This is a genomic window from Mycobacteroides salmoniphilum, assembly GCF_004924335.1.
GTDB classification, from domain to species: Bacteria; Actinomycetota; Actinomycetes; order Mycobacteriales; family Mycobacteriaceae; genus Mycobacterium; species Mycobacterium salmoniphilum.
Genome location: NZ_CP024633.1, coordinates 1,359,591 through 1,371,172, shown reverse-complemented (window position 1 = coordinate 1,371,172; position 11,582 = coordinate 1,359,591). Strand labels below are relative to the sequence as shown.

Annotated in this window: 11 protein-coding genes; 5 read left to right on the top strand and 6 right to left on the bottom strand. The window is 62.8% G+C overall.

Annotation, left to right across the window (positions count from 1 at the left end):
• The first annotated feature begins 199 nt into the window (after positions 1-199).
• Entirely contained in the window at positions 200-481 is a 282-nt protein-coding gene (locus DSM43276_RS06855; protein WP_157896023.1) for a DUF2804 family protein, read from the top strand.
• A 78-nt stretch (positions 482-559) separates the two neighbouring features.
• Here the strand turns inward: DSM43276_RS06855 and DSM43276_RS06850 are convergent, their stop codons facing one another.
• The 3 genes from DSM43276_RS06850 to DSM43276_RS06840 form a co-directional block, all read right to left on the bottom strand.
• Positions 560-1,285 (bottom strand): DUF1906 domain-containing protein, encoded by a 726-nt coding sequence (locus DSM43276_RS06850; RefSeq protein WP_078328858.1) that lies wholly within the window; start codon positions 1,283-1,285, stop codon positions 560-562.
• Positions 1,286-1,395: 110 nt separating this feature from the next.
• On the bottom strand, positions 1,396-2,217 hold the full coding sequence (locus DSM43276_RS06845) for an alpha/beta fold hydrolase (protein WP_078328954.1): 822 nt from the start codon (positions 2,215-2,217) through the stop codon (positions 1,396-1,398).
• Positions 2,218-2,351: 134 nt separating this feature from the next.
• The gene (locus DSM43276_RS06840; protein ID WP_109555995.1) at positions 2,352-4,142 is read right to left on the bottom strand and encodes an alpha/beta hydrolase; all 1,791 of its coding nucleotides are present in this window, start codon (positions 4,140-4,142) and stop codon (positions 2,352-2,354) included.
• A 264-nt stretch (positions 4,143-4,406) separates the two neighbouring features.
• On the opposite strand from DSM43276_RS06840, the gene DSM43276_RS06835 reads away from it, so the two are divergent.
• Positions 4,407-5,147 (top strand): TetR family transcriptional regulator, encoded by a 741-nt coding sequence (locus DSM43276_RS06835; protein WP_078325358.1) that lies wholly within the window; start codon positions 4,407-4,409, stop codon positions 5,145-5,147.
• Positions 5,148-5,155: 8 nt separating this feature from the next.
• Here the strand turns inward: DSM43276_RS06835 and DSM43276_RS06830 are convergent, their stop codons facing one another.
• Positions 5,156-5,851 (bottom strand): sensor domain-containing protein, encoded by a 696-nt coding sequence (locus tag DSM43276_RS06830; protein WP_078328857.1) that lies wholly within the window; start codon positions 5,849-5,851, stop codon positions 5,156-5,158.
• Positions 5,852-5,985: 134 nt separating this feature from the next.
• Here DSM43276_RS06830 and DSM43276_RS06825 point away from each other — a divergent pair, with 134 nt between their 5' ends.
• From DSM43276_RS06825 to DSM43276_RS06810, 3 genes are all read left to right on the top strand, one after another.
• Complete coding sequence (locus DSM43276_RS06825) at positions 5,986-6,441, top strand: MaoC family dehydratase (RefSeq protein ID WP_030094965.1); 456 nt, start codon at positions 5,986-5,988, stop codon at positions 6,439-6,441.
• A 288-nt stretch (positions 6,442-6,729) separates the two neighbouring features.
• The gene (locus DSM43276_RS06815) at positions 6,730-7,299 is read left to right on the top strand and encodes a TetR/AcrR family transcriptional regulator (protein ID WP_078328856.1); all 570 of its coding nucleotides are present in this window, start codon (positions 6,730-6,732) and stop codon (positions 7,297-7,299) included.
• Positions 7,296-8,723 (top strand): FAD-dependent monooxygenase, encoded by a 1,428-nt coding sequence (locus tag DSM43276_RS06810; protein WP_078328855.1) that lies wholly within the window; start codon positions 7,296-7,298, stop codon positions 8,721-8,723. The genes DSM43276_RS06815 and DSM43276_RS06810 overlap by 4 nt, the downstream gene beginning before the upstream one ends.
• Here DSM43276_RS06810 and DSM43276_RS06805 read toward each other — a convergent pair.
• Positions 8,720-10,954: a molybdopterin oxidoreductase family protein gene (locus tag DSM43276_RS06805; RefSeq protein WP_078328854.1), complete on the bottom strand. Its 2,235-nt coding sequence runs from the start codon at positions 10,952-10,954 to the stop codon at positions 8,720-8,722. The two genes, DSM43276_RS06810 and DSM43276_RS06805, sit on opposite strands and share 4 nt — an antisense overlap.
• Positions 10,951-11,523: a TetR/AcrR family transcriptional regulator gene (locus tag DSM43276_RS06800; protein WP_109555983.1), complete on the bottom strand. Its 573-nt coding sequence runs from the start codon at positions 11,521-11,523 to the stop codon at positions 10,951-10,953. Before DSM43276_RS06800 ends, DSM43276_RS06805 begins: the two co-directional genes overlap by 4 nt.
• Positions 11,524-11,582: the final 59 nt, after the last annotated feature.

Below are 11,582 nucleotides of genomic sequence, written 5' to 3'. Positions count from 1 at the left end.
GGTTACGGTCGAGTAGGTACAACATCGCAGATCAGACATCGATTGTTATCGAATCGTTATGTATGATTTCGATAGCACCGGCGGTGTTCGCGCGTGTCGCATCGAACTGCCGCGACAACGCCATCCAGACCATGAATTCTCAGAATTCGTGCCATATGTTTGCTGACATTGCAGAGCGGTTCCAACTTCTGTGACGTGTGTGACTGCTGATGATTGTCCAGCTACGCCTCCGAACGCAGGAACCTCGCTACTATCCCGCGATGTCGGGAACAATGTCGACATCCCACTACCGCCGGACCACGAATCGCTCGGCGTGGTGGTTCCGTGGTCCCCCATCCGGTTTCAGTACACCGTGAAGGACATCGGCCGTCTCGCTGGCGGCGCGCTATGGCTGCGGGATACCGCCCACAAGTTCACCGACGTATTCGCTGGGCTCAATCGCGGTCGAGGTAAGTGGCCATATCGCATGATGTGGAATTGAGGCGCGGGCTACTGCAAGGGCGTTGCCATCGACGTGGGAGGGGCGGCGGCGCTGGCGAGGTCTGCGCTCAGACCGGTGTTAGACCCACTGCCCGAAGCCGGGCTTGAGAATGTCGTTGAGATCGACGCCGATTCCGCCGACTTGGCGCTTGTCGATCTCGAACTGGTGCAAGTGCGCCTCGGGGTGAACGAAGCCCTTGGGACTTCCCCAGTTGTGCTGCCAGAAATACGAGCACAGCCCGTCCTGCAGCGCCCAATCGATGGTCTTGGAGTTGCCGTACAGCCCGGTACGGGCATGCCCCACCACCGATTCCCAGGCCCTCAGGTAGGGCGCCACCTGATTCTTGTACTGCTCGGGCGTCGGGTTGTCGTCGATCGAGACGTAGATCGGCACGTTGTAGGAGCCGCCGGCCGCGACATGCAGCTGCCAACCACGCTGCGCGTGTTTGATCCCGGCCTCCTGGCCACCAAGCCAATCGGCGGTGTCCTGCTTGCCGTACTGGTAGTTGGAGACGATCTTCAAACCGGCCCGATACAGATCGCGCGCTTCAGCGAGCTTGATGGGTTTACCCGCCGACAGCCCCGGGCTGCGCGGATCGGAGACGTACCGAATGGCGCCCAGATGCCCTGCGGCCTTGATCGACTCGGGAGTCGGTACTCCGCCGGCGTAATCGATAAGTGTCCCCAGCGAGGCGGCGTTGGCCTGTGGAGCCGCTAATGCGGAGGAGACGGCACCACCCAGCATCGCCGCGGCTGGCATGGCAGCGGCGTATTTGAGGACATCCCGACGGGATATTGACACCACTGCTACCTCACAAGGCCGTTCCGCAGACTTTGAAGAACTCAAGCCTCAGATTACGACAGCTACCTCAATAAGCACGGCAGCCACGCGTGTCACATACGGCACAGTGGCATCTAACTGTCCGCCATCCGAAACACCTCGTCGGCGATCAATCGCGGTTCGGAGAGGACGATCTGATGACCGGATTTGCGGGCCACCACGTGACGCGCGCCAAGCCGATGCGCCGTCGCCTGGTGGGCCGCGTTCAGCTCGGACCGTGTCTCCTCATTGAGAAACTCCGCACGGGCTCCCGATATGACGGTGATGGGGATTCCGTTGATCACCGGCGGGTTATCGCGCAACCTGGTCACCCCGGCGACAAAGCGTCGGTCTTCCTCGTTGGCGGCACGCCCGGCCCGCCACGTGAGATCTTCGGACGTGATGTCATCGACGACGTCACGTGGCATCCGGGGCATCATGCGGCGAACGAGATACGGCAGCAGACCGACCCGTCCCATCGCATCGAGCGCCGCACGATGGATCACGCCCAGGAGCCGCATGCCCGGCGAAGCCGGGCGGTAGTAGGCATCCAGGTTCTCGTCGGAGTGATCGACGAGAACGATGCCCGCGATGCGTGATGGATCGGCCACTGTCGAGGCCAGTGCGATGGTTCCGCCATAGCTGTGGCCCACCAGGACATAGGGGCCCGAACCGAGTGCCGTCAGTAGGGCATCGAGGTCCTCGGTGATCCGTTCCAGCGTGCGCGGCTGATGATCATCGTCGCTGCGCCCCAAGTTCGCACGGTCATAGACCACCGACCGAAAACGCTGGGCGACAAGGGGTTGCACGAGTCCCCACGCCGACCGCGAAAAGCCCATTCCTGACTCGAAGACCACGGTCGGGTCACCCGTTCCGGCGACCATGTAATGCAACGCGCGCCCGTCGGAAGTGGTCACGTAGTTACTCGCCCCCAGCGTGTGGTTCACCCAGCCACCGTACGGAACAACCGCTCTGGGGGTCGGCCCGCAACGCCCCTGAGTGCACCTGAGGTCGGCCCGCAACGCCCCTGAGTGCACCTGGGGTCGGCCCGCTACGCCCCTGAGTGCAGCAGTGGCCGCAGCCGTTCGGTCTTCTCCGCTGTCCATCCCGGTGGCTGCAGGATGTCTGCCCACGCGTTGGCGACCGCCCGAACGTAGACGTGGCCATGCCCATCGGGGACGTTGACCGCGACCGCCATATCGGCAGAAACCTGCAGGAACGTCACGAACGGTATCCATTCCATGCTCGGCAGCACGTCGTAGCCGCGGGGCTCGCGCAGCCAGTCGGGCTTGCTCAAGATGAGGTCAGTATTCCACCAGGCGATCGGATCCGATGCGTGCTGCAGATACACGATGCGAGGACGCGCCCACGTATCGGCGGGTCGTTTGAGATCCTCTGGGCGCGAAACGAATCGAACGTTTCTTCCGTTGTCGTAGATGGGCAGCACCTCCGGCGATCCGTCGTCCCGGTTGTGCGTGGCCTCCAGCCACATGGAGTTGTTGAAGGTCGGGCCGGAGAACAGTGCACCGTCCGTGCGCGCCACGATGTTGTTCACCGACAGGAACGGTGCCTCGCCGCCGAACGATCCGAGGCTCTCCCCGAACACCACAAGCTTGGGCCGCACCCCCTCCGGCATGGCCCGTACCCGCGCGGAAACGGCCTCGAACAATGCTTGCCCCGCCTGACGTGCGTTCTCCTTGTCCACCAGGAACGAGAGCCAGCTGGGCAGAAATGAGTACTGCATGCTGACGATGGCGGTGTCGCCGTTGTACATGTATTCGAGTGCGTCCGCCTCGGCTTGGTTGATCCAGCCGGTCCCCGTCGTCGTGGCGACCGCCACCACCTTGCGGTGAAGGCCACCCTCGCGTTCCAGTTCACGGGCCGCGAGCTCGGCCGTCGCCTTGATTCCATCGGCAGATTCCAGGCCCGCATACGCCCGAATCGGTTCGGTCGCCGAAGCCTTGTTGAACGCCGAGAGTTCCTTAGTGGTGGCACCGCCGCCGATGAAGGCACGGCCTTGATTACCCAACGATGCCCAGGAGACCAGCGAGCCCGGGCCGCCCGAACGCAGCGATGTCGTCGGCGCGGGATTGTCCGGGTTCTCCTCGTTGTTGACCGCCGAGAAGGTGTTGTTCAAGAAATCCATTGCCACTCTGACGACAACGCCGTTGACGAGTGCCATGGCAAGAACCACCACTAGCGTGACCGCGACCACAGCCGAGACACGTTTGGGGGCCACGCGGTTGAGCCGTTCGATCAGGAACAGAATCAGCCGGCGGATCTGCTGTCCGATCTCGACCAGGATGAACAAAACGATGACCGACAGCACGGCGGTCTGCGGGTGCGCCCAGAAACTCAGCCTCGGCACACCCATGAGGTCACGCACACGGTCTTGCCAGAAGTGGAACCACACGATCATCGCGGCGGTGCCGATGATTCCGACCACGATGAGGACCCACCACGCGATGCGAGGCGCCTTCGGACTCGAATCCTTCGACCGCATGTACCGCACCAGCCACACCGACAGGACACCGAGTGCGTAGCCGATGGCACCCGAGCCCCCACTGACCAGGGCCTGGAACAGCGGCCCACGCGGAAGCAGCGACGGGGTCATCGACAGCCAGAGGAAGGCCAGGCCCACCGCAGTGCCCGTGAAGGTGTAGCGCCGTACCCACCAACGCGTCTTCTGTGGCGTCAGTTCCGCCGCGTCCGGTGCCGGTTCCTTGGCGTCCGATGCCGCTTCGTTCGCGTCCGGTACCGGACCCTTTTCGATATCGCTGTCGATATCCCCGTCGATTGCCATCGCCACACCCTTCTCGATACCGCCAGCTGCGCGTGTCAATGGTGCCCGCACGTCGCCACACCGCACAGAGGTATTACCAGATCGACAACGTGGTGGGGCGGGGCCACTGCGACGCCACCAACACCTGAGACTGCGCTGCGCAAATCCCCGAGGCGGACCGGACATCATCGACTCAGCGAACTGTGCGTGCCGGGGAGCCGACCGCTCTCTCAGGTCCCTGCGGTATCCTGCCAACTTGCTATCAGGGCTTTTTGTCCATAGGGCGGGGCAGATCGACGCAACGGGGGACGACGAGGATTACACATGCGACATGCCGGTGCCGGCCGCGAGGCCAGGACAACCAGCACACAAAGCCCTAAGCGGGAACGACGGCGCCGCGGCTCCATCACCGCCGAGGACATCATCGCCGGAGCCTTCGAGCTCGCCGAGGAAATAGGGATCTGTGGGCTGAGCATGCCGCTGCTAGCGAAGCATCTCGATGTTGGTGTCACCAGTATCTACTGGTACTTCCGCAAAAAGGGCGAGCTTCTCGACGCGATGACTGACCGTGCCACCAAGCAGTATCACTTCGCTGCGCCCTTCATTGGCGACGAAACCTGGCAGGACGCCCTGCGCAGCCATACGCGCCGGATGCGCGAGGCATTCCGGGAACGCCCAGTGCTTGTCGAGCTCATCCTGATGCGCACCAGCGAGCTCAGCACCGAGGCATTACAGGCAAGCATTCAAAACCTGGAATCGCTTGTCCAAACCCTGATCGGTGTCGGCTTCAGCCCGGACAACGCGCTAGATGTGTATTTCGCTCTGTCCTTGCATATTCGGGGCATCGTGGTGCTTGAACACATGGATACCGTCATGCCCGCGTCGGGAGGGGCCCGCAGCCTGGTGCCGAACGCCACGCTCGCCCCCACCCTGCATGATCTGGCGTCCCGCGGCCATTCCATCGCGACCATCTCCGATGCCCACTTCGACTTCACCGTCGATGCCATCATCGAGCGGGCCGAGCACCTGCTCTCCCTGGACATCGCGGCACGCGAGGCATCCTGACCGGCTGCTCAGACCTTGGAGTTGAGCAGCTCCTCGATTTTCGCGAGTCGATCGTTCGAGAGCGTCTTGTTGTCGATCGACCGATCCGCCGAGCAGGTGACCAGCTGCGCGATCACATTCGCCTTGGCGATCACCGTGAACTCGCAAATCCATTGATCACCATTGAGATTCGTCGACCAACGGACCATGTCCGGCGAACCAGGAACCACTGGACCGGGCGTTACCGTATGGCGTTTCTGGTCATCGCCCCAGGCGGCGACCGGAAGCTGACACTTGGACACGGTCACGCGCACCGATTCGAGGAACCGCGCCGCCTGAAAATCGCCGGGGTACGTGGCCGATACCTCCAGGATCTGATGCTGGTTCGGGTATTGGTTATCGGTCTGCGTCCGGGCTTCTCGCCCCGTGTAATTCGTGGGGAAGAGCGGATAACGGCCGTATCCGACGACCCCCTGGCATTCAGCGGGATCGGCACCGATCCACAGAATCGACTGCATATCGGTTTCGAACAGCAGCTTTCCTGGCGTCACGCTCAACGATTGCGCCGGAGTGAGGAGTTGATCGAGCTGAGCAGGCTGGATCGGCCCCGCCGATACGGATCCCCTATCCGCCGTTGCCTCTCCGTCAACTCCACGTTGGCAGCCTGTTACCGCGAGCAACGACCCGACCAGCAGCGGTACCAACCACCTCATGTTGGCAAACATTACCCGCATCCAGCGCTCCCCCGGATTTCGGCATTGTCCCGTGGCAGCCATGCGATCTCGGGTAAGAAGGGTCCAGTCGACACGACAAGTCGGTAATGCGATCAGGCACCACGACCCGAAGAGGAGTGCGCGGTATGTCCACCAAGCTGGCAACACCACAGGAGCTGCTGTCCCTGGGCAGAGTCGAATTGGGTACCAGCAGTTGGGTTCAGATCACCCAGGAACAGGTCAACGAGTTCGCGGACGCGACCGGTGACCGACAGTGGATCCACACCGATACCGAACGCGCCAAGGCCGGCCCGTTCGGCGGAACCATCGTGCACGGATACCTGACGCTCGCGCTTGCTCCAGCATTTCTGGACGAAGTGCTTGAGATCGCGTCATACGACGCGGTGCTCAATTACGGCGTGAACAAGGTGCGGTTCCCGGCGCCGTTGCACGTGGGCGCGCGGGTTCGCGGACACGTCACGCTGCTGTCGGCTAAGTTGCGCGATAAGGGCACCGTCGAGGCCACCTATGGCATCAAGTACGAGATCGAGGGCAAGGACCGGCCGCCGTGCGCCGCCGAAAGCGTGTATCTGTACCAGTAGTCACGCCTCGTCAAGCGCCGGGAACAACAGTTCCTGCGCGAGCACCTGAATCGCCGCAGACACCTTGACCACACGCCCAATCACCTTGGGTGTCAACGGTCTCCGTTGGGGTCCGGTCCCGCCTACCGACGTGCTACCTTCCCGCGAATCTTGCCCACCACAAGCATCGCGAGCAGTGTCACCGCACGCAATAACGTCGTGGATGCCACCGTCCGAAAACAACCGTCCACGGTCCACGAGTGACGCTCAAGAAATGACTTAAGTGTACGAATAACGTACACTTAAGTCATGGTTCCACGTGGCGAAGCACGCACCACGGCAATACTCGATACCGCCTTGCGAGTGTTAGCCCGTGACGGATACGAACGATTCACCATAGATTCCGTTGCGGCACAGGCACATGCCAGCAAGACGACCATCTACCGCAGATGGAGAAACAAGGCAGAGCTGGTGAAGGCCGCGCTCGATGCGCACGACGCGGGCTACAACGAACAGGTTCCCGATACCGGCTCGCTACGAGGCGATCTTGTCGCAACGCTGACCATGGTGCGCCGCAAAACAGAATCGGTTCCACCGAATCTGTATGGGGATCTCATCCGCGCGATGGAACACGACGCGGAGCTGGCCGACGCCATCAACCGGCACCTCGCCGATCCGGGCCTCTCCCCCTTCGACGCTCCCCTATCGCGGTCGATCGCACGCGGTGAGATATCCCCGGGGGTTGACCGCGAGCTGGTTCACGATGTCGCCGAGGCAATGCTCACGCACCGATTGACCGTGAAGGCAGTCGATGACGCATTCATCCATCGACTCGTCGACGATGTGCTGATCGTGCTTATTCGGAGCGCGATTTCATGACCGTGGTAATCGCCGGCGCGGGCCCCACCGGCTTGACGCTGGCCTGCGAATTGGCACGTCGCGGTGTCCCGTGCCGGGTATTGGACAAGGCGCCCGGCCTATTTCCGGGCTCCCGCGGCAAGGGGTTGTCACCGCGTACCCAGGAGGTGTTCGACGATCTGGGTGTTTCGGAGGCGATCAGGCACGGCGGTATGGCGATGCCGTCATTTCGTATCTACGCCGGACGCGAGATTGTCGCCGAGCGAACACTTCTGGAGATGCTGGGTTCGCATATCCCGTCGGGACCGGGAGTTCCCTACTCGGGGTTTTGGATGGTGCCGCAATGGCGGACCGACGAGATCCTGCTCTGCCGATTGCGTGAACTCGGCACAGATGTGGAATTCTGCTGTGAAGTAACAGGTTTCGAGCAAGATGCCGGCGGAGTGACCGTTACGGTATCCCGGGGCGGGAGTCCCGATCGGATACGTGCCGCATACCTCGTCGGCACCGACGGCGGGCGCAGCACCATACGCAAGGTTCTCGGTGTCGGTTTCGCCGGCGAGACCTTCGAGAGTGAACGGACACTGATCGGCGATGTACGGGCCGAGGGGTTGGACGGCACGTTCTGTCACGTGTTGACACGCGGCGGTCAGGTGACGGAACGCTTCTCGCTATGGAACTTGCCGGGCAGTGATCACTATCAGTTCGTCGCGAGCATGGCCGCCGACGATGTTCCTCCCCTGACCCTAGAGGCAGTGCAGACCCTTCTGGTCCAGCGGTCCGGACGCGAAGACATTGTGCTGCGCGACCTCCGGTGGATATCCCTGTATCGGGTGAACGCGCGGATGGTGGACAGGTTCCGAGAGGGCCGGGTATTCCTGGCCGGAGATGCCGCTCACGTGCATTCTTCGGCAGGCGGGCAGGGCCTGAACACCAGCGTGCAGGATGCCTACAACTTGGGCTGGAAGCTGGCGGCGGTCTTCACAGGCGCCCCGGCGCAGCTGCTGGACACCTATGAAGAGGAACGAATGCCCGTGGCCGCATCGGTGCTGGGGCTCAGTACAGATCTGCATCACCGCAACTTCGAGCCCTCAGATGACCCTGCGCCACAACTACATCAGATGGACATCACGTATCGCGGTAGATCATTGGCCGTCGACGACCGTTCCGTTCCCGGGGCACTACGTGCCGGCGACCGCGCACCGGATGCACTGCTGCGGGAAGGCCATCGGCTATTCGACGTCTTGCGCGGGACACACTTCACCGTGCTCACGGTCGACGATCGGACCATCGACATCGACGATGTGCGCGTCGCGCGGATCACGCCGTCAACCGATTACGACGTCACGGAGTCGACACTCGTCTTGGTGCGCCCGGACGGGTACATCGGCGTCATGACCGAGTCCGAGGAGACCCTGCGCACGTACCTCGCCCGCGTGCGCTAGACGGCAGCGGTCAGTGTCTCTAAACGCGCGGGAACATGCTTATGCCATGGGGTGCCCGCATATTCATCGCGCCAGGCCGACGAGGTCAGCGCGTTCGGCGCCACACCCGGCACGTGCGTTTCGCCGGACTCGTCGGTGTAATCGAGACCGAACCCGTTCGGGAGTGAGGCGTGACCGGCCTGCATCATGTCGCTGATCTCGACGGTGGCCTCCGCACTACCCGCCGCGGTGGCGATGCGGACTCGGTCGCCGTCGGCGATGCCGAGCTGCTGCGCGTCCTCCTGGCTTATCCGTAGCGCGCCCTGCTGGTCACGTTTACGCCAGGACGGATCACGCAGAATGTCGTTGGCGGTGTACGCCCGCCGCTCTCCCGCCGACAGCACGATCGGAAACTCCGGTGTCGTCAGCTGCGTCGGACGGGATGCCAATCCTCGTATTTCATCCAGCATTTCGGGGATCGCAAGGGCAATCTTGCGGTCCGCGTGCGTGATGAGTGCGAAGTCGTCTTCGTACTCATGAATCGTGAAGGTCACTCCGGACGGGCTGTTCACGATGGCGTCGAAGAGCGCGTTGCCATCCGGGTGACCGGCTCGCGCCACCGCCTGTGGGTAAGTCATCATCGCCTTCTGCGCCAGCCCCCACAGCGCGGCGGCACCCTCCAACCCCTTGGGCAGAGTCGGGCCGAGGGTTTCGTACAGGACATACGGCGCCAGCGGACCGAGTACCGGATTGGCCAACACCGCGAAGAACGCCTGTAGGTAGGCATCCTGACCCTGTGCGGCGGCTTCGCGCAGCGGCTGCAGCTCTGCGTCGTCGACCACTCCCAGCGCTCGGACCAATCGCGCCCAGATCTCGGGCTCGGGCAACGTTCCGGGCTCGGGCTCGAACAGTGGGTGCCGAAGCTGAAAAATGTTGTGCGGAAACTCCAGGTTGAAGAAGGTCGCCTCCACCTTCTCGAACTGGGTGGCGGCCGGGAGTACGTAGTGGGCGAGACGGGCCGTCTCCGTCATCGCCACATCGACGACCACCAGGAGCTCCAACGCCTGGAACGCCTCCTTGCACCGCGCCGAATCCGCCAGGGAGTGTGCGGGATTACTACTTTCGACGATCATCGCGCGGAACCGGTCGGGATGATCGGTGAGGATCTCTTCGGGGATCACATTGGAGGGCACCAGGCCGCCAATGATCCGGGCTCCGGTCACCGGGGTGTTGCCGAAGAACCCGCCCATGAGCGGTGCCATCCACGAATGCAGATGCTGACCACCGCGTTTGGCGAAGCTTCCGGTAAGGATCCACAGCATCTTGTTGAGGTAGGAACTCAGGGTGCTGTTGGGGGCCTGCTGAATCCCGAGGTCTTCGAAGACCGCCACGCTCTCGGCGGCGGCAACACGGCGGGCTGCCCGTCGAATGAGGTCCTCCGCCACACCGCAGCGCTGGGCGTAGTCGCTGATCGGTACCGTACGCAGCGCATCCCGGACCTCCTCGGTGCCGGTGACGTGCTCGGCGAGAAATGCCTCATCACAGAGGCTCTCCTGCACCAATACCGCGGCGAGCGCCGCAAGACACCAGGCGTCGGCACCGGGGCGTACCCGCAGGTGAAAGTCGGCCATCTTGGCGGTATCGGTGATCACCGGGTCGATGACGATCATCGAACGCCGCGGATCCTTGGCGATCTCGTTGAGCACCACCCTCGCCCGCGGAAAGCTCTGCGACATCCATGGGTTCTTCCCGACGAAGACCGACACCTCGGCGTGCTCGAACTCACCACGGGTGTGCCCGCCATAGAGATTCTTGTCGATCCAGGCCTCGCCCGTCTTCTCCTGCGCCAGTGCATTCGAGCGGTACTTGGACCCGATGGCCTTGAGGAAGGCGCCACTGTAGGCCCCGCCCAGGTGATTGCCCTGACCGCCGCCGCCGTAGTAGAAGATCTTGTCGCCGCCATAGCTGTCACGGATGTGCTTGAAGCCCTCGGCGATCTCGACGATCGCCGTATCCCAGTCGATTTCCTCATAGGTGCCGTCGGGGCGGCGCCGCATGGGCGAGGTCAGTCGGTTGGCATTGTTCTGGTAGTGATCCAGGCGCAATGCCTTGTTACACGTGTACCCCTGGGAGCCCGGGTGGTCCTTGTCGCCGCGGATCTTGGCGAGTGTTCGCCCCTCGGTCTGCACAACGATGCCGCAGTTGCACTCGCACAGGATGCAGGCGGTGGGCAGCCAATTGGTGGTGGTCATGACAAAGCCTCCTCGATCAGCGTGCGTAATTGCTTATGCACCACATCGATTGGTGTGATGTCATGGATCGATCGCGCGACGATGATGGCCCCCTCCAAGGACGTTGTCATCAGCATCGCCAGCTCGTCGGCGCGCGCACGGGCGACGCCTGCACCTGCCAGCTTGTCTGCGATGAGGCCGATCCACCGCTGGAAGACGGCCGCCGAGTGCTCGATGAGCTTCTGATTACTTGCCGGACTCTCCGGATCCCCCGCCTCGACAGCGACGGCCACCACGGGGCATCCCGCACGGAAGTCGCTCCGCACCAATTGCTTCCGATAGGACGCGACAAGCGTGTCCAGAGCCTCTACCCCCGAGGGTGTGGCATCGATCATTCCGGCGATGTAGTCCCCGGCCAGATCCACTGCCTCGCCGAGTAACTGAGTACGCCCACCGGGAAAGTAGTGATATGCCGAGCCGCGCGGCGCGCCGCTGTGTTCGAGTACGTCGGAGATGGCCGTCGCGTGGGCACCACGCTCGCGAATCAGCAGGGCGGCCGAGGCCACCATTCGTTCACGCGGGGTGCTCAATCGTCGTCCTTCCCGAGGGGCACGAGGCTATGTATGCTGCTCTACATAGTTCGCTACCG

Coding starts and splice junctions, on each gene's coding strand:
- DSM43276_RS06835 (WP_078325358.1), top strand. CDS start 4,407: ATGCGACATGCCGGTGCCGGCCGCGAGGCCAGGACAACCAGCACACAA.
- DSM43276_RS06830 (WP_078328857.1), bottom strand. CDS start 5,851: ATGTTTGCCAACATGAGGTGGTTGGTACCGCTGCTGGTCGGGTCGTTG.
- DSM43276_RS06825 (WP_030094965.1), top strand. CDS start 5,986: ATGTCCACCAAGCTGGCAACACCACAGGAGCTGCTGTCCCTGGGCAGA.
- DSM43276_RS06815 (WP_078328856.1), top strand. CDS start 6,730: ATGGTTCCACGTGGCGAAGCACGCACCACGGCAATACTCGATACCGCC.
- DSM43276_RS06810 (WP_078328855.1), top strand. CDS start 7,296: ATGACCGTGGTAATCGCCGGCGCGGGCCCCACCGGCTTGACGCTGGCC.
- DSM43276_RS06805 (WP_078328854.1), bottom strand. CDS start 10,954: ATGACCACCACCAATTGGCTGCCCACCGCCTGCATCCTGTGCGAGTGC.